The following is a 26,672-nucleotide window of genomic DNA, read 5'->3' on the forward strand; positions in this document are numbered from 1 at the left end:
TCAGCGGCCGCGCATCTGGCGGAAGGCGCCCTTCGACGGCCGCATGTTCTTCGGGATCGCGCCCTTCGGCATCTGCGGACGGGCGGTGAGGGCCTTCATGCGCTTGTCGAGCGCGTTGACGTCCTTGCCCGTGAGGTTGCGCGGCAGCCGCATGAGCGTCATCCGCAGCTTGCGGACGGACAGCTCGTCTTCGCCCTGCCCGACGACGTAGTCGTAGAGCGGCGCGTTGCCGATCACCTTGGAGAGCCGCCGCTTTTCCTGGCCGAGCAGGCTGCGCACCCGCTGCGGGTTGCCCTCGGCGAGCAGGATCACTCCGGGGCGGCCGATCACCAGGTGCACCATGTCCATCTGCGTGGTGGAGCTCATGGCCGGGGTCACCCGCCAGTCGCCGCGCATGTTCTCCACCAGTTGGGCCGCGGCGCCCGGCTGCCCCTCGGCGGCGTTCATCATCGCCGCGTTGGAGCGCAGGTTGAGCACGATGAGCACCGCGAGCAGTGTGAGCAGGATGCCCACCGGCAGCCACAGCCAGCCCCAGGTGATGACGGCGACGACCGTCAGCGCGATGGGAATGAGCACCGCCCCGGCGACCAAGGGCATGAACCACTTGTCGCGTTTGGCGGTGAACGAGAACACCATCCCGATCTGCTTCAGCCGCTGGCCGAACGAGACCTTCTCCTCGGGCTTTGCCATGCCCCGGAGTCTAGTGGCCGCGGTCAGTAAGTACCTTACCGGCGTAGGACGATCGGGTAAGGACCCCGCAGGACCTGGATATGCGGCATCGCCCTCATGCGGCGGGGGTGCCTTCAGGCGAAGTGTGTAAGACATGAACACAGCAGATGTCCACTCCGTCCTGACCCTTCACCGCTACCGCACCGCCGAGCTGTACGCCGAGGCCGACCGCGAGCGGCTTGCTCGCGAGGTGCCGCGGTCACGCTGGCTGCCGCGGATCGGGCGGCGGCAACGCGCCGCAACCCGGGCACCGGCGATGTCCTGAGTCCCGGGAAAACGCGTGCGGAATCGTCGGAGGGGCGTGTCATGCTCGATCTCGTGACCGCCCGTGCGACCAGCACTGTCCTTGTAGGCCGAGACGCCGATCTCGCCGCCCTGCGCGAAGCGCTCAAGCGCGCGCGGGGCGACGAGGCGGCAGCCGTGCTTGTCGGTGGCGAAGCGGGGGTCGGCAAGACACGGCTGGTCGAGGAGTTCCGGCGGGTCGCGGTGGGCGACGGCGCTCAGGTGCTCACCGGCCAGTGCCTGGAGCTGGGCGAGGAGGGGTTGCCGTTCGCGCCCTTCGCCGCCGCGCTGCGCGATCTGCTGCGCCGCGACGGGCCCGGGGTCTTCAGCGGGCAGGAGAGCGAGTTCGCCCGGCTGCTGCCTGAGCTGGGCCCGGCGGGGCCCGAGCGCGTCCCCGATGCCAACAGGGGCTACCTCTTCGACATGGTCGCGAGCCTGTTCGGTCGGCTGGCCGAGCAGCGACCGCTGGTCCTGATCGTCGAAGACCTGCACTGGGCCGACCGGTCCACCCGCGACCTGATCGCCTTCCTCATCCGGTCCGCGCGCACCGCGCGGGTGCTGCTCGTGTGCACCTACCGCTCCGACGAGCTGCACCGCGGGCACCCGCTGCGGCCGTACCTGGCCGAGCTCGACCGGGCTCGTGGGGTCGAGCGCGTCGACCTCGACCGGCTCGACCGCGACGGCACCGCCGAGATGCTCACCGATCTGCTCGGCACCGAGCCCCGGGCGTCGGTCGTCGACACCATCCACAAGCGCGCCCAGGGCAACCCGTTCTTCGTCGAGGAGCTGGCCGCGATCGGCGACGGCAGCGGCTGTTCCGACCTGCCCGACACGCTGCGAGACCTGCTCCTCGCGCGGGTCGACCGGCTGCCCGAGCAGGCCCAGCGGGTGCTGCGGATGGCCGCCGCGGGCGGCACCCGCATCAGCCACGACCTGCTCGCCGCAGTCGCCGACGTGCCCGACACGACCCTCGAAGAGGCGCTCCGGGCAGCGGTCGCCGCGCAGCTCGTCGTGGCCGATCAAGAAGGCGGATACGAGTTCCGGCACGCGCTCGTGCGCGAGGCGGTGCACGAAGACTCGCTGCCCGGTGAGCGGGCCCGGCTGCACGCGCGGTACGCGGCGGTCATCGAGGCCCGACCGCAGCTCGTGGGCGCCGGCCGCGCCCCTGCGGAGATCGCCCACCACTGGTACAGCGCGCACGACCACGCGCGGGCGCTCACCTCCGCGATGGCGGCGGCCACGGCAGCGGGCGAGCGATACGCGTACGCGGAGAAGAGCCGCCTGCTCGAACGCGTCCTCGAGCTGTGGGACCAGGTGCCCGACGCCGCCGAACTGCTGGGCATGGACCACCTCGCGCTCCTCGAACAGACCTCCAGCGCCGCGTCCACAGCCGGCGACTTCACGCGGGCCATGAGCCTCACCCGTGCCGCGCTCGCCGAGGTCGACAGCGACGCCGAGCCGCTGCGCGCCGCGCGGCTGCTGGAGCGGCGTGGCCGGATGATCCGGGTGCTGGGCAAGGGCAACGGCGCCGACGAGATGCGCAAGGCGTACGAGCTGGTCAGGCGGGTGCCCGACGACCCCAGTCGGGTGCGGCTGCTGTCCGACATCTCAAGCCAGCTCGGCCGCACCGATCCGGAGATGGGCGCCAGCATCGCCCGCGAGGCGCTGACCGCCGCGGAGACGCTGGGCGATGAAGCGTCCTGGATATCCGCCACGCTCACATTCGCCCGGGTGCGCGGCCGGCGGATCTCGGTCGAGACAGGCATGGCCGAGATGCTGCGCGCCGCCGATAGGGCCCGCGCGTCGGGCGACGCCGACCGGCTGGTGCACTCCCTGGTCAACATCTCCGACGCGTTCTTCGAGGTGGGCAACTACAGCGAGTCCGCCCGGGTCGCCGAGGAGGGCACCGCGGAGGCCAAACGGGTTGGCATCAGCCGGTCCAAGGGCGCCTTCCTGCTCTCCAACCACGCCGAAGCGCTGGTCGCGCTCGGCAAGTGGGACCAAGCCGACGCGCTCTGCTCCGAGACCGCCCGGGTCGACCCACCCGGCACGCTCGGGCTGCACTGGCTGGAGATCCGCGCGCGGCTGCGGCTGCGCCGCGGGCACCCGCGCGCCGACGAGCTGATCGCGCGGGCCCTCGGCTTCCAGACCAAGCCCTACCTCGACCACCAGCTGGGGCTGCCGCTGCACGAGCTGCGTATCGAGGCCGCCCTCGCCGCCGACAACGTCGCCGACGCGGTCACCGCGGCCCGCGAGGCGGTCGCACTCGGTGGCCTCGACGACGTGCCGCGATACGTCTGGCGGATGCTCATCGTGGCGGCACGGGCCGCCGCGCTGGCCGACGACGACGAGCTGCGCGCCCGGATCCAGGCCCTGGCACCCACCATCGAGGCACGGCACCCGGCCGAGCTTGCCGGCCGCGCGGAGGTCGAGGCATTGCTGGGGTCCGACACACTTCCCGCGTGGCGGGCCGCCGTGGCGGCGCGGCGGGCCGATGGGCAGCCCTACGAGCTGGGGCGCGCCCAGCTGTGGCTGGCCGAGGCGGCAGCGGCCGCCGGCGAGCGGGCGGTCGTGGCCGAGGCGGTCGAGGAGGCGGGCGCCATCGCATCAGAGCTCGACGCGCGCCTCCTGCGGGACGAGCTCGACACACTCGCGCGGCGGGTCGGGCTGCGGGCCGCCGGCCGGTCCAGCACGGTCACGGAGACCGAGCTGCTGACCGAGCGGGAGCGCGAGGTGCTGCGGCTGGTCGCCGCGGGACTGAGCAACCGGCTGATCGCCGAGCGGCTGTACATCTCGCCGAAGACGGCGAGCGTGCACGTGTCGCGCATCATCGCGAAGCTCGACGTGGCGAATCGCATCGAGGCCGCGGCGGTGGCGCACCGCCTGGGCCTGCTGGAGTGAGCGCCTTCCGGCGCGAGAGCCCGAGAGAAGCGAGGGCAGCAGACCCTGCCTAAATCTCGCGGGCGGCCAGGGCCTGCTGATACAGGCGACCCGCACGGTATGACGAGCGCACCAGGGGGCCGCTCATCACACCGGCGAAGCCGATCTGCTCCGCCTCCGCGCTCAGCTCCACGAACTCCTCCGGCTTGACCCACCGCTCCACCGGGTGATGGCGCGGGGTCGGCCGCAGGTACTGCGTGATCGTCACCAGCTCGCACCCGGCGGCGTGCAGGTCGCGCAGCGCCTGCGACACCTCGTGCCGCTCCTCGCCGAGGCCGAGGATCAGGTTGGACTTGGTTACCAGCCCGGCGGAGCGCGCCTGGGTGATCACGTCGAGCGAGCGCTCGTATCGGAACGCGGGCCGGATGCGCTTGAAGATGCGCGGCACGGTCTCGACGTTGTGCGCGAGCACCTCGGGCTGGGCGTCGAACACCTCGCCCAACTGGCGCGGGTCGCCGTTGAAGTCAGGGATGAGCAGCTCGACGCCGCACCCCGGCTGGAGCTTGTGTATCTGGCGGACGGTCTCGGCGTACAGCCAGGCGCCGCCGTCGGGCAGGTCGTCGCGGGCCACCCCGGTGACCGTCGCGTAGCGCAGGCCCATCGTCGCCACCGACTCGCCGACCCGGCGCGGCTCGTCGGCGTCGAACTCCGCCGGCTTGCCCGTGTCGATCTGGCAGAAGTCACACCGCCGGGTGCACTGGTCGCCGCCGATCAGGAAGGTCGCCTCGCGGTCTTCCCAACACTCGTAGATGTTGGGACAGCCCGCCTCCTGGCACACCGTGTGCAGACCCTCGCGCTGCACGAGGCCGCGCAGCTCGGTGTATTCAGGGCCCATCCTGGCCTTGACCTTGATCCACGGCGGCTTGCGCTCGATCGGCGTTTCCGCGTTGCGCGCCTCGATGCGCAGCAGACGCCGTCCCTCGGGAGCGATGGTCACGATTTCGAGCGTACGCTGACCGTGGTCAACCTTGAACCGTGGGCGACGAGCCTCACCCCCGTCGTTATTGTGATGCCGCCCACGTGCCGTGCCTGGTAGCGTGGCCGGCCAACGGCGACGACGGAACCAAGTACCGCCCCGATCCCGCCGGCAAAGAGAGCCACCAGCAGCTGTGACGGTGGCCCGGCGCCGGGGCGTGAAGACACTCCTGAGCCGATGTGAAATGAGGCCCCCCTCGCGGGGGTGAAGGCGCGGTGGCACCGCGAGTTCCCCACTCGCCCGCGCCCAATCGGGGATCGCGTTGCGCGATGACGAGGAGGTGCCCAATGCAACGCATCCTTTCCACGCGACTGTCTGCCCACGTGGGCCAGCCCGTGCGTATCGCCGGCTGGGTGCACCGCAGGCGGTTGCTGAAGTCCGTGGCGTTCCTGATCGTGCGGGACGCGGGCGGGCTCAGCCAGGTGGTGGTCACCGCGCCCGAGGTCCGGGCGCAGATCGAGCAGCTCACGGAGGAGACGGCCGTCGAGGTCACCGGCGAGGTGGTCGCGAACGCGGCCGCCCCCGCCGGGGTCGAGGTCGTGGCTCCTCGGGTACGCGCGCTCGGCCCGCCCGCCGAGCCGCTGCCGTTCGACCTCTTCCGGCCCGACCTGGCAGCCACCCTGCCGACACAGTTGGACCACGCGCCGCTCTCGTTGCGGCACCACACCCGCGCCACCGCCCTCCGGGTGGCGGCGGCCACGGTCGCGGGGTTCCGCTCCACACTGGACGGCCTGGGCTTCGTGGAGGTGCAGACGCCGAAGATCGTGGCCTCGTCCACCGAGAGCGGGGCGAACGTGTTCGCACTCGACTACTTCGGGCGCCCGGCGTACCTCGCACAGTCGCCCCAGTTCTACAAGCAGCTCATGGTGGGCGTGTTCGAGCGGGTGTACGAGGTGGGGCCGGTCTTCCGGGCCGAGCCACACGACACCGGCCGGCATCTGGCGCAGTACACGTCGCTGGACGTGGAGTTGGGCTTCATCGACGACCACCGGGACGTGATGGCGGTGGTGCGCGAGGTGCTGGCTGGGATGGCGGCTTCCTGCGCCGCGACGGCGGCTGTCGAGGTGCCGGACCAGATTCCGTCGGTGCGTTTTCCCGAGGCATTGGCGATCGCGGGCGCGCCCGCCGACGAGCCCGACCTCGCACCCGCGCACGAGCGGGCGGTCGGCGAGTGGGCGCGGCGCGAGCACGGGTCGGAGTTCGTGTTCGTGACGGGGTACCCGATGGCGAAGCGGCCCTTCTACACCCACCCCGACCCGGCCCGTCCCGCGTACTCCAACGGGTTCGACCTGATCTTCCGCGGTGTCGAGCTCATCACCGGCGGCCAGCGGCTGCACGGGTACGACGACTACGTGGCGGCGCTCGCTGCCCGCAGCGAGTCAATCGAGCCGTACGCGTCCTATCTGGACGCGTTCCGGTACGGCATGCCGCCGCATGGCGGCTTCGCCATCGGGCTGGAGCGGTGGGTCGCACGCCTGCTCGGCGTGGGCAACGTCCGGGAGGTGGCAGCGTTTCCCAGAGACCGCAACCGCCTAACCCCGTGAGCTGGCTATCGCGGGGGTTAGAGAAGGGTTTGCAGGTGGCGTTCGACTACCGGGAGGGCGTCGGTCACCGTTACCGGGCGGCCTAGCTCGGCGGTCAAGGAGGTGACACCGGCGTCGCTGATGCCGCACGGGACGATGCGGTCGTAGGCCGACAGGTCGCAGTCGCAGTTGAGCGAGAACCCGTGCAGTGTCGTGCCGCGCGCCACGCGGATGCCGATCGCGCCAACCTTGCGCGCCGGGCCACGGGTGTCTTCGGGCACCCAGACGCCGCTGCGACCCTCGATCCGACCAACCGCTAGGCCGAACTCGGCGCACACGTCGATCAGCAGCTGCTCGACCCGGCGCACGTAGGCCACCACGTCGACGGGCTCGGCCAGCTTGATGATCGGGTACCCGACGATCTGCCCCGGCCCGTGCCAGGTGATCTTGCCGCCACGGTCGACGTCGACGACCGGGGTGCCGTCCATCGGGCGGTCCCACGGCTCGGTGCGCTTGCCCGCGGTGTACACATCGGGGTGCTCAAGGAGCAGGACGGTGCCGGGCTCGTCGCCGCCCGCCACCAGCTCGTGGACGCGGCGCTGCTCATCCCAGGCCGCGACGTAGTCGATCAGTCCGAGGCGCTGGGCGTGCAGGCGCGGAATCGTGCTGGTCACGTAGGCCAGCGTAACCCCGCGCCTGCCCGGCCTCGACCCCGTGGCGGTCGTCACGCCACCTCTCACCCGCTTAGGGGGCACGCCAGAGCCACACGTCGTCCACGCGCTCTGGCGGACCGAGCAGTTCGGTGGTGGCGCGCAGGAGCGCCTCGGGGTGCGCCGGCCACTTCGCGCCGTGTACCCGGTCGGCGAGCACGACCACCTCGGCGTCCCAGTACCGCAGGTCGTCGCGGGCGGCGGCCCGGTCTGCGTCGGTGATCGGCGGTACAACGCCGGTGCGGGCGACCTCGAATAGCAACTCGGCCGACGGGCGCGGCACGGGGCCGATGCGTCCCTTGCCGTCGGGGCCGCCGGGGCCGAGGAAGAAGCCGGCCGGGATGGCGAACTCGCCCTGCCCATGCGTGAGCGCGTACGCCTGCCAGCGCTGACCGTCGGGCAGGACGTCGGACGTCGGCGGGACCGGAGCGATCACGCCTCCCTCGCTGACATACTCACGCCAGGCGCCCGACGTGATGAACCGCGGCACCGGCTCGTACTCGACGGTGGTCAGCGGTATCGGCACGAGGGGGAGCAGTGCGACGGCGAAGGCCGCCGGCCAGAGGCGGGACGGCCGGGGCAGGGCGTCGACGGCGTACGCCAGCAGGACGCCGATGACGGGCGCCACGACCAGGGCCAGGCGGGCGGGCAGCGCGGCGTTGAAGATCGGCAGGCTGCCGACCACCTTGTACGGCAGCAGGATCTCGGTGATCTCACCGAACACCTTGAGCTGAGGGCCGAGCGACAGCACCGCGAACACCCCGGCGGTGACCGCGAGCGCCCGCAGGGTGGCCCGCCGCGCGGGAGCGGTCCGCCACAGCAGCACGAAGCACATCACCGTGAGCACGAGCAGCGGAACGCCGAAGAACGAGTTCTCCTCGGTGGGGTTGGGTGCGAGGCTGGTGCGCAGCCCGGCGATGCCGGCGAGCGAGCGGTCCGGAAACGCGCCGTACGCGGCGAGGTCCTCGGCGTGGACGCGAGGGTCGAAACCGGTGCCGTGAAAGCGTTGCGGCCCGAAGAAGTGCAGCCACAAGGGGTACGACAGCAGCGCGAACGCCACCCCGGCGGTGACCGCCAGGCCGCGTACGAACGTGGGCAGCGCGGCGCGCGCCTCGTCCCGGCGGCTGAGTGCCCAGGTGCCGAGGAAGACGCCGCAGGCCAGTGCGGTGAAGAACAGGCCCTCGGCGGCGATGGAGAACGCGGCCGCGACGAGCGCGCCGAGGATCAGGCCGTTGCGCAACCAGCGTCCAGGCTCGCGGAGCATGAACACGCGCCACACGATGAGCGGCACCAGCCAGCCGGCGGTCCAGTTGAGGTGGGCGTTCGCGTGCGAGACCATGCCCGGCGCGAAGCCGCAGAACACGCCGCCGACCGCCGCGGCGAGCGTGCCGACCCCGAATCGGCGGGACAGCAGCAGGTACCAGCCGAAGCCGGTGGCGGCCAGGTTGAGCGTCAGGATCACCACGAACGACCACTGCGGCCCGGCGATCAGGGTCAGCGGTGCGAAGAGCACGGCGTACACCGTGATCGAGGTGTTGACCGCGAGGTTCACGCCATCGGGGACGTTGAGCAGGTGGGTGAAGAGCGGGTTCTCGGCGTGCGTGATGGCGTGCGCCCCGTATGACAGCAGCCACTCGAAGAACGCCTGGTCGCTGGAGTTGACCTTGATCGCCCGGTGGTTGGGATCTGCCCACAGGCCGCCGGTGACCAGCACGGCGAGGCCGAGGCACAGGCCGGCGACGATCAGGTCTGGGCGCCGCCGCGCGGGCACCGGCTCGGCCTCCGCGGCCACCGTCTCGGTCAGCGTCACGGCCGCACATTACCAATCGGTGGGCGACACGCCCGGAAGTGCTTGCGCCGCTAATGGAAATGACTTCCAATGCTGAGTAGCAGACTGAAACGCATGAGGAGCCCTCTACCGTGAAAATCGCACTTGTCGGAAAGGGCGGAAGCGGCAAGACCACGCTGGCCGCCCTTTTCGCCCGGCATCTGGCCGGCACCGCGCCGTTGCTCGCCATCGACGCGGACATCAACCAGCACCTCGCCGCCGCGCTCGGCGCGTCGGACGAGGAGGCCGTGATGCTGCCGGCGCTGGGTGACCACCTGGCCGACATCAAGGAGTACCTGCGCGGCAGCAATCCGCGGATCTCGTCCGCCGCCGCGATGGTCAAGACCACGCCGCCCGGCCGCGGGTCGCGGCTGCTCTCGGTGGCCGGCGCCAACCCGATCTACGACGCGCTGGTGCGCGAGGTCGGCGGCATCCGGCTGGCGGTGACCGGACCGTTCGCCACCGAAGACCTGGGCGTCGCGTGCTACCACTCCAAGGTCGGCGCGGTCGAGTTGCTGCTCAACCACATGGTCGACGGGCCCGGAGAGTACGCCGTCGTGGACATGACGGCGGGCGCCGACTCGTTCGCGTCCGGGCTGTTCACCCGCTTCGACGCGACGTTCCTCGTGTGCGAGCCGACCCTGCGCAGCGTCGGCGTCTACCGGCAGTACGTCGGTTACGCGCGGGACTACGGGGTGCGGGTCCACGTGGTGGGCAACAAGGTGGACGACGCGTCCGATGTGGAGTTCCTGCGCGAGCACGTCGGCGATGACCTGCTGACCTGGGTGCGACGCTCGGCGTACGTGAAGGCGGCGGAGCGCGGCCGGCCGCAACCCATCTCAGCTCTTGAGCAAACTAACCGTGACGCTCTGGACACGATGCGTATCGCCGTCGATGCTTGTGCGAAGGACTGGGCCACGTACACCCGGCAGGCGGTGGAGTTCCACCTGCGCAACGCCAGCGCCTGGGCCAACGACAAGGTGGGCGAAGACCTCGCTGGCCAGGTCGATCCGGAATTCGTGCTCGGGCCAGACGTGCTGGTCCGCTGAGAGGAGTACCGCATGTCCCTTGACGTCCCCGCCGCCCTGCTGGAGCGCGCGGAATCCGGCCGGGTGGACGACGCCGAGTTCGTGGCCGTGGTTCGCGACTCGCTGCCGTACGCCTGGGCCGTCGTCTCCGAGGTGGCCGCCAGGTCCACGGAGACCACCGACGAGTTCGCCGACCATGCGGTGCCGCCGCCAAGCGAGGCCGAGCGCGGCCAGTTGCTGCGCGCGCTGGCGAGCGACTCGATCCGCGGCGCGCTGGAACGCCACTTCGGGGTGAAGCTCGCGTTCCAGAACTGCCATCGGGTGGCCGCCTTCAAGCTGTCGGCGGTCGGCGGCGAGACGTACCAGGAGTTCATCTCGCCGGTGGCTCAGATCCGCAACCAGTCGCCCGAACTCCGAGACTGCTAGCTGTGTGACCGCCGATTTATTCTTGCTCTCGGCACACGGCGCCGCGGCGACCGTGGAGTACGCGGTCGCTGCGGAGACCGCCGGCTTCGGCGGCGTCTGGCTCGCCGAGCACCACTTCATCGAGTACGGGCGGTGCCCGTCGGCGACCGCGCTCGCGGGAGTGGTGCTCGGGCGCACCCACCGGTTGGAGGTCGGCACCGCCGCGTGCGTGCTCTCCAACCGGCATCCCGTCGCGCTCGGCGAAGAGGCCGCGCTGCTCGACGCGGTCTCCGGCGGGCGGTTCCGGCTCGGCGTGGGGCGTGGCGGGCCATGGGTCGACCTGGAGGTCTTCGGCACCGGGCTGGAGCGCTTCGAGCGCGGCTTTCCCGAGTCGCTCGACGTGCTGCTGGAGTGGCTCTCCGGTACCCGATCCGTCTCCGCGGACGGCGAGTTCTTCGCGTTCCGCGACGTGGCGGTCGTGCCACGCCCCGCGGTGCGGCTGCCGGTCTGGGTCGCGGCGACCTCAGCGGCGACCGTGGACGTCGCGGCCGCGCGCGGGCTGCCGCTGCTGCTGGGCGTGCACGACGAGCCCGGGCCGCTGCTCGACCGCTACGGCCCGTCGGCGGCGGAGCACGCCGTCGCGCGCCTGGTCGCGCTGGGCGACAGCCGGGCGCAGGCCGAGCGCCGCCTGCGCCGCACGCTGCCGCGGTGGCTGGCCACGACCGCCGGATACATCCGCATCGACGGCTCGTCACCGCCCCGGCGGGATTTGGACGCGTACGTAGACCACCTGCTCCGGATCAGCCCGATCGGCCCGCCGTCCGAGGTGGCCGCGGCGCTCACCGACGCGGGCGCCGGCCGGCTGCTGCTGATGGTGGAAGGATTCGGCGACCGCCGCGCCACGCTGGAACAGATCGACGCGCTGGCGGCTGAGGTGTTACCGCTTCTCTAGCGCCTTCTTCAGGGCTTCCCGCAGGTCTGGGTACTGGTGCGTGAAGCCCTTGTCGAGGAGCACCTTCGGAACGGCGCGGATGCTCGACAGGGCCTCGCTGCTCAACTCGCCCAGCAGGATGCGGAGGGCGAACCCGGGCACCGGCATGACGGTCGGGCGATGCAGGGCGGCACCGAACGCCTTGGTGAACTCGTCGTTGCGCACCGGCTCCGGCGCGGCCGCGTTGACCGGGCCGGCGATGTCGTCGCGCGCCAGCACGAACTCGACCACCGAGAGCCAGTCGTCCATCGCGATCCACGGCATCCACTGCCGGCCGCCGGCCAGCTTGCCGCCGATGCCGAGCCCGAACGGCAGCATCTGCGGCTTCAGGTATCCGCCGCTGCGGTGCAACGGATAGCCGACGCGCAGCCGCACCACGCGTACCCCGGCATCCTCCGCCGGGCCGGTGGCCGCCTCCCACGCGCGGCACAGGTCGGCGAGGAAGCCCTCGCCCGCCGGGTCGCTCTCGTCGACGACGCGGTCACCGGTGTCGCCGTACCAGTTGATGCCGCCCGCGTTGACGAAAACGGGGATGCCCGCGTCGGCGGCCGCCTGAGCGAGTGTGCGCGTGGAATTGACGCGGCTGTCCCGCAGCTCGCGCTTGTAGCTCTCATTCCAGCGCTTGGCGTCGACGGCCGCCCCGGCGAGGTTGATCGCCGCGTCGGCCCCGCTCAACGCGGCCGCGTCGAGCCGCCCGGTGCGCGGGTCCCACTGGACCTCGTTCTGCTGTGTCGCTGGCCTCCGCACGAGGCGGACAACATCGTGTCCGCTCGTGCGGAGCCTCCGCGTGAGGTGCGTTCCGAGGAACCCGGACGCACCGCTGACGACAACGCGCACGGGTGCCTACAGGCCGAGGTCGGCCTCGAAGGCGCCGGCCTCCAGTCGCTCCTTGACCGCCGTGAGGAACCGGGCGGCGTCGGCACCATCGATGATCCGGTGGTCGTACGAGAGGGCCAGGTAGGCCATCGACCGCGGCGTGATGACCTCGCCCAGGTCGGGGTCGTCGACCACGACCGCCCGCTTGACCACGGCACCGGTGCCGAGGATCGCCGACTGCGGCTTCGGCACGATCGGCGTGTCGAAGAGCGCGCCCCGGCTGCCCGTGTTGGTCAGCGTGAACGTCGCACCCGAGATCTCGTCGGGGCTGATCTTGTTGGTGCGGGTGCGCTCGGCCAGGTCGGCGATCCGCCGGGACAGCCCGGCGAGGTTGAGGTCACCGGCGTCGCGGATCACCGGCACGAGCAGACCCCGCTCGGTGTCGACCGCGATGCCCAGGTGCTCGCCGTCCGGGTAGGTCACCGTGCCCGCGTCGAGGTCGAGCGAGGCGTTGACGATCGGGTACCGGCGCAGCGCCTCGACCGCCGCAACCGCGAAGAACGGCAGGAACGACAGCTTGACGCCGTGCTGGGCCTGGAACTGCCCCTTGGCTTGCTGGCGCAGCCGGGCGACCTTCGTGACGTCGACCTCGACCACGCTGGTGAGCTGGGCGGAGGTCTGCAGCGACTCGAACATGCGCTTGGCGATCGAGATGCGCGTGCGGGTCAGCTTTTCGGTGCGGCCGCGCAGAGGGCTCGGAGCGACCGGCGCCGCCGGGGCCTTCTTCGCCGCGGTGCCCGCGCTCGGCTCCGTGCGCTCGGCGGCGGCCGCTTGCTCCCGCGCAGCGGCCTTGGCCTTTTCGGCGGCCTCGAGGACATCCTGCTTGCGGATGCGGCCACCGACGCCGGTGCCGTTGACGCCGGACAGGTCGACGTTGTGCTCGCTCGCGAGGCGCCGGACCAGTGGCGTCACGTATCCGACGTCGCCGCCACCGCCGTTCGTGCTCTGCTCCGCCCTGGCGGGCGCAGCGGGCGCGGCGGCCGCAGCTGGCGCGGTCTGCTGTGCGGCTGGGGCCGGTGCCTCCTGGCGCGGCGCCGGAGCTTCTTCACGCGGCGCGGGGGCCGGCTTGGGCGCCTCTTCGGCGGCCTTGGGAGTTGCCTCTTGAGCCGGCTGCGGGGCGGGGGCCTCACCTTGGGAAGGCGCGGCTCCGGACGACCCGATGACGGCCAACTCGGCGCCGACCGGGGCGGTCTCGTCCTGCGCCACCTTGATCTCGAGGATCGTGCCGGCGGCGGGGGAGGGGATCTCGGTGTCGACCTTGTCGGTAGAGACCTCCAGCAGCGGCTCGTCCACCTCGATGGTCTCGCCGACCTCCTTGAGCCAGCGGGTCACCGTGCCCTCGGTGACGCTCTCGCCCAGCGCCGGCATGGTCACGACCGTGGTGTCACCGGAGGAGCCCTGCTGGGCCGGGGCCTCGTCCTGATCGGTCGGCTGGGCGGCCGGCGGCGCGGCTTCCGCCTGGGCGGGCGCCGGCTCCTCGCCATTGTCGGATGACGCCTGGCCCGACGCGGACGCCGAAGAGGAGACCTCGCCCCCGGCGGCGCCCGACCCCTGTGGCGAAGCCGCCTCATCTTGGGCGGCGGGTGCCGGCTCGCCGCCACCCGCGCCGTCGTCGTCACCGGAGATCACGGCTAGCTCGGCGCCGACCTCCGCCGTCTCGTCTTCGCCGACCACGATCCGGGTCAGCACGCCGGCCGCCGGCGACGGGATCTCCGTGTCGACCTTGTCGGTGGACACCTCCAGCAGCGGCTCGTCGACCTCGACTCGGTCACCCTCTTGCTTCAGCCAGCGGGTGACGGTGCCTTCGGTGACGCTCTCGCCCAGCCGAGGCATGGGGACCGATACCGGCATCTCTCCAGACTCCTTCGTGGGTTGGTCAGGCGTGCGCGTGCAGGGGTTTGCCCGCGAGCGCCAGGTGTGCCTCGCCGAGCGCCTCGTTTTGTGTCGGGTGAGCGTGCACGAGCTGGGCGACCTCGGCCGGGTACGCCTCCCAGTTGTAGATCAGCTGTGCCTCGCCGATCAGCTCGCCAACCCGGGCGCCCACCATGTGAACCCCGACGACCGGCCCGTCGGCCACCCGGACCAGCTTGATGAAGCCCTGGGTGCGCAGGATCTGGCTCTTGCCGTTGCCGCCGAGGTTGTAGTTGTACGCCTGCACCTTGTCGGCACCGTACTGCTCCTTGGCCTTCGCCTCGGTGAGGCCCATCGAAGCGACCTCGGGGTCCGAGTACGTGACTCGCGGGATGCCGGCCTCGTCGATGACGGCGGGCTGCTTGCCGGCGATCTCCTCGGCCACGAAGATGCCCTGCTGGAATCCGCGGTGCGCGAGCTGGAGCCCGGGCACGATGTCGCCGACCGCGTAGACGTTGGGAACGCTGGTGCGCAGCCGCTCGTCGGTGATCACGAAGCCGCGCTCCATCGTGATGCCGTGCTCCTCGTACCCGAGGTTGGCGGTCGTGGGGCCGCGCCCGACGGCGACCAGTAGCAGCTCGGCCTCGAGCGTCTCGCCGCCGGCGATCGTCACCCGGACGCCGGAGTCGGTCTGCTCGACCTTCTCGAACGGCTTGCCGGTCTTGAAGCCGATGCCGCGCTTGCGGAACGCCCGCTCGACCGCCTTAGAGACCTCTTCGTCCTCGGCGGCGACGAGGCGGGGGAGCGCCTCGACGATCGTGACCTCAGCACCGAGCGAGCGCCAGGCGCTGGCGAACTCGACGCCGATCACGCCGCCGCCCAGCACGATCGCCGACGCGGGGACGCGGTCGAGGTTGAGGGCGTGCTCGCTGCTGATCACCCGGCGGCCGTCGAGCTCCAGGCCGGGGAGCGTGCGCGAGTACGAGCCGGTGGCGAGCACGACGTTGCGGCCGGTGTACCGCCGGCCGTCGACCTCGACCGTGGTCGGGCCGACGAGCTTGCCTGCGCCCTCCACGTATGTGATCTTGGCGCTCTTCACCAGGCCCTGCAGGCCCTTGTAGAGCTTGGCGACCACGCCGTCCTTGTACGAGTTGACGCCCGCCATGTCGACGCCGATCAGCTCGGCCTTGATGCCGAAGTGCCCGGCGTCGCGGGTCTGGTCGGCGACCTCGCCGGCGTGCAGCAGCGCCTTGGTGGGGATGCAGCCGCGGTGCAGGCACGTACCGCCGAGCTTGTCCTTTTCGATAAGGGCGACCGAAAGGTCTAGTTGTGCGGCGCGCAAGGCCGTCGCATACCCCCCGCTGCCGCCACCGAGAATGACGACGTCGAAGGTGCTTGGCTCGCTCATTTCGTCTCCCAGCCAGATCCAGTCGGGCGCGACTACCTGGGCCATCTTGTCACTTGTGGAGTCTGCCCGCGTCACGAGGTGCCCAATGACACGTCACTGGGACGTACGCTTGCCACAGCCGTCGATGACGGTGTGCGAAAGGAGACGGTTGGTGGGCTGGTTTCGGCGGCGTAAGCAGTCTGCGGGTACGCCGGGTCGCACGGGCAATCGTGCCGATCTTGAGCACCTTGAGCAGTTTGTCCGGTCGCGCAGGGGTGTCGAGGCGTTCATCGAGCCGCGCACCACGGTCACCGAGACGACCGTCCTGCTGATCGCGCACGACGGTGAGTGGACGCGGCGGCGCATCGACAGCCCTGAGGGCGCCCGTCGGTTCGCCCACCGGCTGGCGATCCCGATCTACGACGTGGCCCTGGTCGGCTACCCCAAACGCATGCGTGACTTCAACGAGCGCCGCAAACGCGCCGCCGGTGGCGCCGCTTAACCGGCGCCTCACCCGTCGCACCCGCGGCCCGCGTGTGGCAATGCCGGCCCAGCCGGACGATGCGCCGCGCCGATCAAGTGCATCTCGATCGATCAAGGGCAAAGGCACGTGGAAATGAGATCGAACCACGTGCCTTTGCCCTTGATCGACGGTCAGAGGGGTGAGGCGGGAAGGGGGAGGAAAGGAGGAGGGAAGGGGGCTAGCCGGTTGTTTCGATGTCGTCTATGAGGGCTAGCAAGGTGCGGATGGGGACGCCGGTGCCGCCCTTGCTCCAGTAGCCGGTCGGCTCGCCGGAGTGGTAGCTGGGGCCCGCGATGTCGATGTGCGCCCACGCCACGTCGTCCGCGACGAACTCGCGCAGGAACACTCCGCCCTGCAGCATGTGCCCGGCCCGGTCCATGCCGGCGTTGATCTGGGAGATGTCGGCGACGTCCGAGTCCATGCCCTTGCGTACGTCGTCCGGCAGCGGCATCGGCCACACCAGCTCGCCGACCTGCTCACCCGCGGCCTTGACGCGCTCGCACAGCTCGCGGGTGCCCATCACGCCGGACACGCGCTTGCCGAGGGCCACCACCTGCCCACCGGTGAGCGTGGACGTCTCCAGCAGGTAGTCGCACCCCTCTTCGCAGGCGCGGGCGATCGCGTCGCCCAGGATCATGCGGCCCTCGGCGTCGGTGTTGAGCACCTCGACCCGCTTGCCGTCGCGCATCGTCACCACGTCGCCGGGCCGGTACGCGCTGCCGGACGCCATGTTCTCCGCCATCGGCACGTACGCGGTGACCGCCACGTTGGGCTTGAGTTCGGCGATGGCGATCATCGCGGCGGCGACCGCCGCGGCGCCCGCCATGTCGGACTTCATCTCCCACATGCCCTGCGCCGGCTTGATCGAGACCCCACCGGTGTCGAACGTGATGCCCTTGCCGACCAGGGCGACCCGGGTGGACGACGACGGCGGCGTGTACGACAGGCGCACCAGCCGCGGCGGGGCGGTCGAGCCGAGCCCGACGGCCAGGATGCCGCCGTACCCGCCGTCTCGCAGGGCGTCTTCGTCGAGCACCTCGACCTGCAGGCCGGCCTCGCGCGCGGCGCTGGCCACCTCGTCGGCGAACTGCGGGGGCCGCAGCTCGTTCGGCGCGGTGTTGACCCAGTCGCGGGCCAGCGTCACGGCACGGGCGACCACGCCAGCACGGGTGATCTCCGCCACGGCGGTGGCGTCGGAGGCGTCGGGGACGTGTACGGACACCGCACCGACCGGTGCCCTTCGCCCAGGCTGAGGCTTCGTCTTGTACCCGGTGAACCTGTAGGCGCCGAGTAGCGCGCCCTCGGAGACCGCCCGCAGCGCGGCCGGCGCGTCCTCGTCGTCGGGTACCGGCAGGCTGAGCGCGACCGTGCTCGCCCCCGCGAGCGCGCGCACCGCGGCGCCGGCCGCCCGCCGCAGGGTCTCGGGCGGCGGGGCGGCACCGGTGGGCTCGGCGCCGAGGCCCACCGCGACGACCACCGGTGCGGTGATCGTGCCGAGCGTCGCCAGCTTGGTCACCTCGCTCGGCGCGCCCGTGGCACCGAGCAGCGCGAGCGTGCCCGTGAGTTGGCCGTCGAACGCGGCCACGATGCTTTCGGCGCCGGTGGCGAGCAGCAGCGTGCCGCCGTCCGCACCCGCCTCGTCGCCGTTGACGCTGTGCACACCGATGACGATGGCGTCCACGGCGAGTTCCGCTGGGTCTGAGTCGACCAAGCTGAGGGTGGGGAGTGGTGAAGTCACTAGCGGCTCCGGCTCGAGTGCGGGTGGCTCGTTGTCCCGCCGATGCTAACCACCTGGTGAACCCCCGGTAAGTTGCCACCCATGACGATGGAGTTGCGCCGGTCCCCGTTGCACGAGCGGCATGCCGCGCTGGGCGCCAAGTTCGCCGCGTTCGGTGGCTGGGACATGCCGCTGGAGTACGCCGGTGGCGGCGTCCTGCGCGAGCACGCGGCGGTCCGCGATGCGGTCGGCGTCTTCGACGTCTCGCACCTGGGCAAGGCCCGCGTCACCGGCCCGGGCGCGGCCGACTTCGTCAACTCCTGCCTCACCAACGATCTCGGCCGGATCGGGCCGGGCAAGGCACAGTACACGCTGTGCTGCGACGATGCGACCGGTGGCGTGATCGACGACGTCATCGCCTACCTGCACGGTGACGACCACGTCTTCCTCATCCCGAACGCGGCCAACACCGCCGAGGTCGTCCGGCGCCTGCGCGGGGCGGCGCCGCCGGCCCTCACCATCGAGAACGAGCACGAGGCCTACGCCGTACTGGCGGTGCAGGGGCCGCGCTCGGCGGAGCTGGTGGCGAGTCTCGGGCTGCCGACCGAGCACGACTACATGGGCTTCGCGACCGCCGGCGACCTGACGGTCTGCCGCACCGGATACACCGGGGAACACGGGTACGAGCTGGTGGTGCCGGCCGGTCGGGCGGTAGCCGTGTGGGACGAGCTGTTCGCGGCCGGTGAGCCGTACGGCCTGCGCGCGTGCGGGCTGGGCGCCCGCGACACCTTGCGCACGGAGATGGGGTACGCCCTGCACGGGCAGGACCTGAGTCCGGAGATCACGCCGGTGCAGGCACGGTTGGGCTGGGCCGTCGGTTGGGGCAAGCCCGCGTTCTGGGGGCGTGACGTGCTGGTCGCCGAGAAGGCCGCCGGTCCGCGCCGCACACTGCGAGGCCTGGAGGCGCAGGACCGCGGCATCCCGCGGCCGCACATGACGGTGTACGCGGGCGAGCAGGCGGTCGGCGAGGTGACCAGCGGGACGTTCTCGCCGACCCGCAAGGTGGGGATCGCGCTGGCGCTCGTCGAGACCGCGGCCGGCCTGGAAGACGGGGCAACTGTCGAGGTCGATGTGCGCGGGCGTCGCGCGGCGATGCGCCTGGTCAAGCCGCCCTTCGTAAAACCGCAGGTCAAGTAGGGCAGGCGTTACCGGACCGGCTCGGCGAAGAGGGTGGCGCACACGCGTGCGTAGTACTCGCTTGCTGGGCCCGAGTAGTGCAGCGGCGGCGACACCGTCAGAAACGAGTCGGCCTCCGGGTCGGTGGCCGGATCGAGGCTGAGCAGCAGCTCGGCCGCCCGGTCGCTGCCGCGCTCGGCCGGCGCGCCGTACGCCGCCGCGATGTCGTGGCCCGTCACCGTCACCGTGGACGGCATCGGCAGGAACGCCGGCTCGCCGGGGGCGTCCAGCGCGTCGCTCCAGATCCGCAGCAGTCGCCGGGCCACGCCTGTCAGCGTCGCGCCCCAGCCCCGGGCCAGGCGCGAGGGGACGTCGATCGTCTGGAGCTCCAGGTGCCCGAAGCGGCCAAGCCCCTTCGTGGTGAACCACATGCTGCTGTCGTCGTCTTCGTTCGGCGAGTACGGGATCAGGATCCAGTCGGTGAGCCTGACCCGCCCGTCAGCGTCGGGCAGTGACCGCAGGGCCGCGTCGGGGGTCAGCACCTGCGTCTGGAAGCCGTCGATCAGGTCGGCGCCGTGCAGCCGTGCGATCGCGGCGGCCATCGCACGGGAGCTCCACTCGTGCGCGGGCGGCCACCCGGGCCGGAAGCCGGCTGCGACCGTGACCACATGCGTGGCGTCAGCCGCGCGGCTCACCTGCTGCTCGTTGGCGCCGAACGCGGTCAGCAGGTCGAGCGGCAGCGACGGCAGGTCGTCGACGTCGTGCGTCTCGACGGTCATCAGCGGGCCGGCGTACATCTGCTGGGCCAGGTCGCGAGCGGGGCCGGTGAGGATCTGGTCGAGCAGCTCGACCGCCTGGTCGCCGATGGTCACCGGGTCGTCGGGCGGCGCGGTGAGGGGCACCAGGTAGGTGGCCGACACCGCCTCGGGCACGGGCAGGATGAGCGTGTCGTCGGAGTCGGGCACGGCTGCGACGTTACTCCGGAAGGGTCCACCCGGCCGCCCCATGACCCCTACCGGAACGCGAGAGCGACGTACGCGACGGTGGCCGCCAGCTCGACCGCGGCGCCCAGTACGTCGCCGGTCACGCCGCCGAATCGGCGTACCGCGTGGCGCACGAGCAGCACCGCGGCGGCGAGCGAGGCGAGCACGGCGACCGGCCCCTGCCACGGGCGGCCCGGCACCGCCGGGATCGCGACGACCGCGACGGCGGCCGTGGCGACCGCGAGCGTCAGGGGCCCCACCGTGCCGGCGACGAGCGCGCCGAGTCCGTCGGGGCGGGCCGGCGGCACGCCGCGCCGGCAGGCCCACGTGGCGGCCAGCCGGGCGGTGGCGGTGGCCGCCACGACGGTCGCGAAGACAGGCAACCAGCCGTGGCCGGCGAGCCCGGCCAGCGCGGCGGCCTGGATCAGCAGCACGAGCACCAGCGCGGCCACGCCGAACGGGCCGACGTCCGGCTTCTTCATGATCTGCAGGGCGGCGTCGCCGGAACGGTACGAGCCGAGGCCGTCGGCGGTGTCCGCGAGCCCGTCGAGGTGTAACCCGCGGGTCAGCAGCGCGCCGGTGGCGAGCGTCACGCCACCGGCGACGAGCGGCGGCGCGCCCGCGGCGCCCAGGCCGAAGAGCACGGCGGCGAGCGCGACTCCGAGGGCCCCGCCCACAGCCGGCGCCATCGCCATCGCCACGCCGGCGGCCGCCCGGTCGACCCGGCCGGGCCGCAGCGGGACGACCGTGAACGTGGTCAGCGCGAGCCGGGCACCGTCACGCACTGTCGCTGGCGAGCGTCGGATGCGCCGGCAGTCCAGCGGCCAGCGTCAGGGCCGCGCGCAGCAGCGGCAGCGCGGCCAGCGCGGTCGCGCCCTCGCCGAGGTCGAGCCGCAGGTCCAGCAGTGGGCTCAGGCCGAGCACGTCGGCGGCGAGCCGTACGGCGGGGTTGCCGCCGTGATCGGGCAGCAGGCACCAGTGCCGTGCCTGGCCGGCGAGGTCGCGGCTCACCAGCCCGGCGGCCACGCCGACCGGGCCGTCGATCAGCACCGGCGTGCGGCGTGCGGTCGCGCCGAGCAGCACGCCGGTAGCGATGGCGATGTCGCCGCCGCCCAGCTCGGCGAGCATGTCCTTGGCGCCGCGCGGGCTGTGCCGGGTGCGGTGCACGGCGTCACGCACGGCGGCGCAGCGCAGCATCCAGGCCGGGTCGTCGACGCGCCCGCCGGGCGCGATCACGCGGCCCAGCACGGCCGCTGGCTCGGCGCCGGCGGTGACCGCGAGCACGGCGGCGGCAGCGGCCTCGGTGCCCGCGCCGCAGGCCGCGAGCACGATGACGTCGACGCCGCTGTCGGCTGCCTGCTCGGCCAGGCGCCATCCTTGCCGGAGGGCGGCCTCCACGGCGTCGGTGGTGAGCGCGGGGCCCAGTTCCATCGGCGCGGCGGTGGGCGCGTCGACCACCTGAAGGCTCGCGCCGGCCTCGGCTGCGAGGCGCGCGAGCGCGCCTTCGCCGGCACGAGCCAGATCGGCCCGGCGTGTCGACTCACCGGGCGTGATGCCGGCCGCGGCGCCGCCGTCGTGATCTGCCTGCAATAGGAGTACGCGGACAGAGCCCCACGGCACCGGAGAACCCGTGCCCTGGGTGGCGGCCGCAAAGGTGACGACCCGTTCCAGAGCGCCGAGCCCGGCACCGGCCACGTCGAGCGTGGCGAGCAGGCCGCTTGCGGACGGGCCGGCGTGCTCGTCGGGCATCGGCAGGTCCATGCCGGGCTGGATGACGAGGCCGGTCGCCACCATGGGCAGGGCCATCGTGGGCGCGGTGAGCGCGTCGCCCGGCGCCGGCTCGGCGCCGTTGGCTGGCGTCTGTCCGACAGCGGGCGCGACCGTCGGCGTCAGTACCTGCGGCAGCGGCTCCTCGCGCGGCTTGGCGACCGTGTTCTTGAGCCACGTGGGCTGGCCGGCGACGACCAGTATCACGGCGTCGCACGCGGAGGCGACGGCCTGGTTGGCGATGCCGAGGGTGTCAGCGAACGCCCGTCCCAGGTCGGTGGTCGGCACCAGCGAGAGCCCGACCTCGGAGCTGACGACGATCACCTGGGCCCGGCAGTCGCCGAGCGCCCCGGCGAGGTCGGCGATCGCGGTGGCGGCGTCGCCCGTCAGCAGGGCGCTGACCCAGCCGCCGAGGTCGTCGACCAGGAGCGCCTCATCCGGGCCGGCGGCGGCGACCAGTTCGGTGAGCCGGGCCGGGTCGGCACCCGTCTCCTCGGTCGTCCACGCCTCGGGCCGGCGTCGCCGGTGTGTCTCGATCCGCTCGGACCACTCCGGATCGTCGTCACCCAGCGCGCTGGTCGCGACATAACGAACATTTGCCTCGTCGGCGACCAGCGACTCGGCGAACTCCGACTTGCCGGACCGGATCCCACCGAGCACGAGGACGGTACGCCACCCCTCAACGGACATGCCCCGTACCTTAAGCGGCTGGCCCCACTACGCTTGCGGGGGTTGCACGCTGGTGTGGTGGGAGGGGCAAGTATGCCGTGGAGCTGGCGGTACGAGGGCACGGACGGTCAGGCGGTATCTGGTCCTGCCGAGCAGTTCGGTAGCCAGGCCGACGCCGAGTCCTGGATCGGCCAGACCTGGCGTGAGCTGGCGTCAGCCGGCGTGACGTCGGTGAGCCTGGTGGAAGACGACCGGGTCGAGTACCGGATGAGCCTGCTGCCGGGGGCCGAATGAGCACTGAGCGCGGCAGAGACCTGGTCATCGGGGTCCCGAAGGACGCGTTCCGCCCGAGCGGGGTGTTCCTGTGCCTGGTCGCCCTGTTCGTGACCAGTGGGTGGATGGCGTGGGCCGAGTTCGGCAACGTCCGGCTCGACGTCTTCCTCTTCGTGGTCTCGGGGTGGCTCGTATCACTCTGCCTGCACGAGTACGCGCACGCGATCGTCGCGTTCCGGGCCGGCGACGTAGGCGTGGCGCACCGGGGTTACCTGAGGCTCAACCCGCTCAAGTACAGCCACCCGCTGCTGTCGATAGTGCTGCCGATCGTGGTGGTGCTGCTCGGCGGCATCGGCCTGCCCGGTGGCGCGGTGTGGGTCGACCGGCACGAGATCCGGGGGCGGCTGAAGCACAGCCTGGTCAGCCTCGCCGGGCCGGCGACCAACGTGGTCTTCATGGTGCTGCTGGTCATCCCGTTCGCGGTGGGTGTCGACGTGGCCGCGCACGAGCAGTTCTGGGCGGGGGTAGCGCTGCTGGCGTTCCTCCAGCTCACCGCGAGCCTGCTCAACATGCTGCCGGTGCCCGGCCTCGACGGCGGCAACATGATCCAGCCGTGGCTGCCCCCGCAGTGGCGGCGCGGCTACGACCTGATGGCGCCGTACGGGTTCATCCTGCTCTTCGCCCTGCTGTGGCACCCGCGGATCAACGGCTGGTTCTTCGACGCCGTGTACTGGCTGGGCGACCTGCTAGGCCTGCCGTCGTGGCTGTACGTCATCGGCCTGGATCTGATCCGCTTCTGGCAGGGCTGACCTTGCTTGCTGGGGCCGGGTCGGCCCGGCCCCAGCAACGAACTACGGGCGCTTGGAAGGGCTCTCGGTCTTGCCCGGGTCGCGCTCGACGATCGGGTCGAGGATCTCGTCGATCGCCTTCAGCAGGCCCTGGTCGAGCTTGACGCCAGCGGCCTTGACGTTGTCGCGCACCTGCTCGGGGCGGCTGGCGCCGACGATCGCCGACGACACGTTCGGGTTCTGCAGGACCCAGGCGACCGCGAGCTGGGCCATCGACAGCCCGGCCTGCTCGGCGATCGGCTTCAGACGCTGCACAGTGGACAGCACTTCGTCGCTCATCCAGCGGGCGATGAAGCCGGCACCAGACTTGTCGTCGGTGGCGCGGGAGCCGGCGGGCGGCGCCTGGCCCGGCACGTACTTGCCGGAGAGAACGCCCTGTGCGATCGGCGACCACACGATCTGGCCCAGACCGAGCTCCTCGCTGGCGGGCACCACCTCGGCCTCGATGACCCGCCACAGCATCGAGTACTGCGGCTGGTTGGAGATCAGCCGGATCTTCAGCTCCTTGGCGAGCGCGTGCGCCTCGCGGATCTGGCCGGCGGTCCACTCCGATACGCCGATGTAGTGCGCCTTACCGGAGTGCACGACGTCGGCGAAAGCCTCCATCGTCTCCTCCAGTGGCGTGCTGACGTCGAACCGGTGCGCCTGGTACAGGTCGACGTAGTCGGTCTGCAGTCGCTGAAGCGACCCGTTGATCGACTCCATGATGTGCTTACGGGACAGGCCGCGGTCGTTCGGACCGGGGCCGGTGGGCCAGTAGACCTTCGTGAAGATCTCCAGGCCCTCCCGGCGCTCACCGGAGAGGGCGCGGCCGAGCACGGACTCCGCCCGCGTCGCCGCATAGACGTCGGCCGTGTCGAAGGTGGTGATGCCTTCGTCGAGGGCGGCGCGGACACAGGCGACCGCGGCGTCCTCCTCGACCTGCGAGCCGTGGGTGATCCAGTTGCCGTACGAGATCTCACTGACCATCAGGCCGGATCGGCCAAGGTGTCGGAACTCCATGCCTTCGACCCTATGGCATGGCTAGAGCACCGGTTTCGTGTCGGCCAGCAGCCGATCTATCTCGTCCATCACATCCGCGCGGCTCGGATGTACGACGTCGATGAGCGCCTCACCCCGGCGGTCGAGCGCGCCCCACTGGCCGGTACCGTTGCCGATGAGGAACGCCACCGGGTGGATCACCACGGCCGGGTGCACCGGCGGCACGATCATGCGGCCAGCGCGGTCGACCACGCCCTTGCGCCCACCGCCGTCCACGATGGCCAGGCCCTCGTCGGTGAAGCCGTCGACGTACCGGCCGTCGGTGAGCGCGGTCACGAATCCGGAGAACCGGGTCGGGAGCACCACACGGCCGGTCTTGTCGACCGCGCCCCAGCCGCCCTTGCGCACCGCCGCGATGCCCCGACGGAACGGCCGCACGTCGTCGAAGCCGGCCGGAATGATGATGCGGCCGCTCTTGTCGATGGCGATCCACACCGCGGTGCCGTCGCGGGACACCCAGGCCAGCCCGTCCGAGAACGAGCCCACGCCCAGGTATCCGGCCGACGGTGTGATGAGCAGCTCACCGGTGTCGTTGATGAGCTCCCAGGTCTGCTGCTCCGGCCTGCGCACCCAGGCCACCCCGTCGCGGAAGGGCTGCACGTCCGCGTACTCGGGCGGCACCACGAACTCGTCGTCGGCCGTGGCGAAGCCCCACTTCTGCTTGCGGTCGCTGAACTTGGGGGCCGGCGGCCTGCGGATCTGCAGGATCTCGTCGGTGCTGCGGGGGTACGGGCCCCAGCCGTTCTCGGCGACCTTGTTGAAGACCGCGTCCAGCGCCAACTCAGTGCGCGCGATGAGGTCCGGGTCTTCGACCTTGCGCAGCTCCAGCGCGCGCTCGAAGTGGTTGCAGGCCTCCATGTACCGGCCCTGGTCGTAGCAGGACCGGCCGGCGTGCTCGTGCATGGTGGCGCGCAGCCGGTCGGGCAGCTCTGACGAGTTGGCCTCGGCGAAGAGCCGGTCGGCTTCGGCGAAGTCGCCCCGCCACTGCAGCACGTGCGCGAGCCTGGCCTGCGCGATGGCGATCCGCCGTAGCTCGCCGGTGGCCTCGGCGTGGCTGAGCGCCATCTTGGCGTCGCTGAGCGCCTTGCCGAGGTCGCCGAGGATGCGCGACACCACGGCTCGCAGGCTGAGCAGTCGGGCCCGGGCCCGGTTGTCGGTGGCGGCCTCCACCTTCTCGGTCAGGCGGTCGCGGATCTCGCGCAGATCGTCGGGGTTCTCCACCAGCTCGCGCAGCGTCTCGTGGTGGAAGCGCCATTCGTACGACGCGAGCAGGTGCTCCGGGTCCGGCGCCGCCGGCTCGGCGGGCGCCGTGTCCGCGGGCGGCTTGCTCGGCGCGTCGGAGTCTGGGCGCACCAGCGGGGCGAGCATGGTGGGTGCGCGCAGCGCCGTGGCCGCCCCGGCCGCCGGGCCGGCGGGGGCGGGCAGCACCGTGTCGGGGCTCGCGGCGACGCGTGGCTCGGCGTCGGGTGGCGCCGAAGCCGACGTGGGCGGTTCGTCGGTGAGCGGCGGTTCTTCGATCCGCGACAGCCCTTCTGTGAGCGACGACCCCTCGCCGGTGGTGGCCCCGCTCCCGCCCGTCTCGTCCGGATCCTGCTCGCGTGGCCCGCCGGCCGCCTCGACGCGAGCCGGGTCACCGTCCAGGGCGCGGGTCGGACCGTCGCCCGCCAACCCTTCGGCGGGCGACCCGGGTGCCGGGCCGCCGGACACCGGCGCGGCCTGTGGCGCGGGGGAGACCGGCATGGCCTGTGGCGCGGGGGAGACCGGCGTGGCGCTGAACCATCCGTCGGCCCGCGACGGGCCGCGATCCGGCGCTGCGGGCGGCCCTGGCTCCGATCCGGTTTCGAGGTCGGCACCGCGCAAACGCGCACCAAGGCCGGGCTCGGGTGGACGGGCCGCCTCTCGCGCTCCGGCGGTCTCACGGTCGCGCTCCGGCCGGTCGTCGCCGACCGGTGCGTCGAGGTCTGGCTCGGCGGGGCGGACGCCGGGGCCGGCCGGCCGTTCGCCCGTCGTCGGGCGGCGGCGCGAGTCAGCTTCCGCGGCAGGACGGACGCGGCCCGGCGGCTCCCAGCGCAGCGGACTCGGCGGCTCCAGCGGCGCCTCCGGCGCACGCGCGGCCTCGGCGGCGCGTGCCGCTTCGGCTGGCCGGGCG

The 26,672-nt window shown here is 72.0% G+C and carries 22 protein-coding genes and 1 pseudogene; 10 read left to right on the forward strand and 13 right to left on the reverse strand.

Annotated features, from left to right (window positions below; genetic code table 11):
• On the reverse strand, window positions 1-690 hold the full coding sequence (locus tag V6V89_RS24000; RefSeq protein ID WP_334621543.1) for a DUF4191 domain-containing protein: 690 nt from the start codon (window positions 688-690) through the stop codon (window positions 1-3).
• 133 nt (window positions 691-823) lie between these two features.
• Here V6V89_RS24000 and V6V89_RS24005 point away from each other — a divergent pair, with 133 nt between their 5' ends.
• On the forward strand, window positions 824-994 hold the full coding sequence (locus tag V6V89_RS24005; protein WP_334621544.1) for a hypothetical protein: 171 nt from the start codon (window positions 824-826) through the stop codon (window positions 992-994).
• A gap of 41 nt (window positions 995-1,035) precedes the next feature.
• Window positions 1,036-3,912 carry a helix-turn-helix transcriptional regulator gene (locus tag V6V89_RS24010; protein ID WP_334621545.1) on the forward strand — a complete coding sequence of 959 codons (2,877 nt, stop codon included), beginning with the start codon at window positions 1,036-1,038 and terminating at the stop codon, window positions 3,910-3,912.
• 49 nt (window positions 3,913-3,961) lie between these two features.
• Here V6V89_RS24010 and lipA read toward each other — a convergent pair whose 3' ends face one another.
• A complete protein-coding gene (lipA, locus tag V6V89_RS24015; protein ID WP_334621546.1) occupies window positions 3,962-4,888 on the reverse strand; it encodes a lipoyl synthase in 927 nt (308 codons plus the stop codon).
• A 326-nt stretch (window positions 4,889-5,214) separates the two neighbouring features.
• On the opposite strand from lipA, the gene aspS reads away from it, so the two are divergent.
• Window positions 5,215-6,471, forward strand: a complete 1,257-nt coding sequence (aspS, locus tag V6V89_RS24020) for an aspartate--tRNA(Asn) ligase (protein WP_334621548.1) — start codon at window positions 5,215-5,217, stop codon at window positions 6,469-6,471.
• A 17-nt stretch (window positions 6,472-6,488) separates the two neighbouring features.
• Here the strand turns inward: aspS and lipB are convergent, their stop codons facing one another.
• Window positions 6,489-7,124: a lipoyl(octanoyl) transferase LipB gene (gene lipB, locus V6V89_RS24025; RefSeq protein WP_334621549.1), complete on the reverse strand. Its 636-nt coding sequence runs from the start codon at window positions 7,122-7,124 to the stop codon at window positions 6,489-6,491.
• Between the two features lie 70 nt (window positions 7,125-7,194).
• Window positions 7,195-8,970, reverse strand: coding sequence for a DUF2079 domain-containing protein (locus V6V89_RS24030; RefSeq protein WP_442935204.1), 1,776 nt, complete (start codon window positions 8,968-8,970; stop codon window positions 7,195-7,197).
• Between the two features lie 110 nt (window positions 8,971-9,080).
• On the opposite strand from V6V89_RS24030, the gene V6V89_RS24035 reads away from it, so the two are divergent.
• Genes V6V89_RS24035 through V6V89_RS24045 form a run of 3 tightly spaced genes read left to right on the forward strand, consistent with a single transcriptional unit; the run spans window position 9,081 to window position 11,373 of the window.
• A complete protein-coding gene (locus tag V6V89_RS24035) occupies window positions 9,081-10,037 on the forward strand; it encodes an ATP-binding protein (protein ID WP_334621550.1) in 957 nt (318 codons plus the stop codon).
• 12 nt (window positions 10,038-10,049) lie between these two features.
• On the forward strand, window positions 10,050-10,442 hold the full coding sequence (locus tag V6V89_RS24040; protein WP_334621551.1) for an SCO5389 family protein: 393 nt from the start codon (window positions 10,050-10,052) through the stop codon (window positions 10,440-10,442).
• A 4-nt stretch (window positions 10,443-10,446) separates the two neighbouring features.
• Entirely contained in the window at window positions 10,447-11,373 is a 927-nt protein-coding gene (locus V6V89_RS24045; protein ID WP_334621552.1) for an LLM class flavin-dependent oxidoreductase, read from the forward strand.
• Here the strand turns inward: V6V89_RS24045 and V6V89_RS24050 are convergent.
• Genes V6V89_RS24050 through lpdA form a run of 3 tightly spaced genes read right to left on the reverse strand, consistent with a single transcriptional unit; the run spans window position 11,359 to window position 15,547 of the window.
• Window positions 11,359-12,249 (reverse strand): TIGR01777 family oxidoreductase, encoded by an 891-nt coding sequence (locus V6V89_RS24050; protein ID WP_334621553.1) that lies wholly within the window; start codon window positions 12,247-12,249, stop codon window positions 11,359-11,361. The genes V6V89_RS24045 and V6V89_RS24050 overlap by 15 nt on opposite strands.
• Window positions 12,250-12,255: 6 nt before the next feature.
• The gene (gene sucB, locus V6V89_RS24055) at window positions 12,256-14,139 is read right to left on the reverse strand and encodes a 2-oxoglutarate dehydrogenase, E2 component, dihydrolipoamide succinyltransferase (RefSeq protein ID WP_334621554.1); all 1,884 of its coding nucleotides are present in this window, start codon (window positions 14,137-14,139) and stop codon (window positions 12,256-12,258) included.
• Window positions 14,140-14,164: 25 nt separating this feature from the next.
• A complete protein-coding gene (gene lpdA, locus V6V89_RS24060; RefSeq protein WP_334621555.1) occupies window positions 14,165-15,547 on the reverse strand; it encodes a dihydrolipoyl dehydrogenase in 1,383 nt (460 codons plus the stop codon).
• Window positions 15,548-15,698: 151 nt separating this feature from the next.
• Between lpdA and V6V89_RS24065 the strand changes: the two genes are divergently transcribed.
• Window positions 15,699-16,028: a hypothetical protein gene (locus V6V89_RS24065; RefSeq protein ID WP_334621556.1), complete on the forward strand. Its 330-nt coding sequence runs from the start codon at window positions 15,699-15,701 to the stop codon at window positions 16,026-16,028.
• A gap of 199 nt (window positions 16,029-16,227) precedes the next feature.
• On the opposite strand, the gene V6V89_RS24070 is transcribed toward V6V89_RS24065, so the two are convergent.
• Window positions 16,228-17,787, reverse strand: a complete 1,560-nt coding sequence (locus V6V89_RS24070) for a leucyl aminopeptidase (RefSeq protein ID WP_334621557.1) — start codon at window positions 17,785-17,787, stop codon at window positions 16,228-16,230.
• Window positions 17,788-17,868: 81 nt separating this feature from the next.
• On the opposite strand from V6V89_RS24070, the gene gcvT reads away from it, so the two are divergent.
• Complete coding sequence (gene gcvT, locus V6V89_RS24075; RefSeq protein ID WP_334621558.1) at window positions 17,869-18,963, forward strand: glycine cleavage system aminomethyltransferase GcvT; 1,095 nt, start codon at window positions 17,869-17,871, stop codon at window positions 18,961-18,963.
• Between the two features lie 8 nt (window positions 18,964-18,971).
• Here the strand turns inward: gcvT and V6V89_RS24080 are convergent, their stop codons facing one another.
• The 3 genes and pseudogenes from V6V89_RS24080 to V6V89_RS24090 all read right to left on the reverse strand — a co-directional run.
• Window positions 18,972-19,907 (reverse strand): hypothetical protein, encoded by a 936-nt coding sequence (locus tag V6V89_RS24080; protein WP_334621559.1) that lies wholly within the window; start codon window positions 19,905-19,907, stop codon window positions 18,972-18,974.
• Between the two features lie 47 nt (window positions 19,908-19,954).
• Window positions 19,955-20,710: an adenosylcobinamide-GDP ribazoletransferase gene (locus V6V89_RS24085; protein WP_334621560.1), complete on the reverse strand. Its 756-nt coding sequence runs from the start codon at window positions 20,708-20,710 to the stop codon at window positions 19,955-19,957.
• 10 nt (window positions 20,711-20,720) lie between these two features.
• Window positions 20,721-22,382: pseudogene (locus tag V6V89_RS24090) on the reverse strand (bifunctional adenosylcobinamide kinase/adenosylcobinamide-phosphate guanylyltransferase); the annotation flags it as partial.
• A 72-nt stretch (window positions 22,383-22,454) separates the two neighbouring features.
• Between V6V89_RS24090 and V6V89_RS24095 the strand changes: the two are divergent.
• Entirely contained in the window at window positions 22,455-22,655 is a 201-nt protein-coding gene (locus tag V6V89_RS24095; protein WP_334621567.1) for a hypothetical protein, read from the forward strand.
• Window positions 22,652-23,443, forward strand: coding sequence for a site-2 protease family protein (locus tag V6V89_RS24100; RefSeq protein ID WP_334621561.1), 792 nt, complete (start codon window positions 22,652-22,654; stop codon window positions 23,441-23,443). The genes V6V89_RS24095 and V6V89_RS24100 overlap by 4 nt, the downstream gene beginning before the upstream one ends.
• Window positions 23,444-23,485: 42 nt before the next feature.
• Here V6V89_RS24100 and V6V89_RS24105 read toward each other — a convergent pair whose 3' ends face one another.
• Window positions 23,486-24,484, reverse strand: a complete 999-nt coding sequence (locus V6V89_RS24105; protein WP_334621562.1) for an aldo/keto reductase family protein — start codon at window positions 24,482-24,484, stop codon at window positions 23,486-23,488.
• 21 nt (window positions 24,485-24,505) lie between these two features.
• A partial coding sequence (locus tag V6V89_RS24110; protein ID WP_334621563.1) for a WG repeat-containing protein occupies window positions 24,506-26,672 on the reverse strand: 2,167 nt, incomplete at its 5' end.

It is taken from the genome of Micromonospora sp. CPCC 206061, assembly GCF_036906915.1.
Lineage (GTDB): Bacteria > Actinomycetota > Actinomycetes > Mycobacteriales > Micromonosporaceae > Phytohabitans.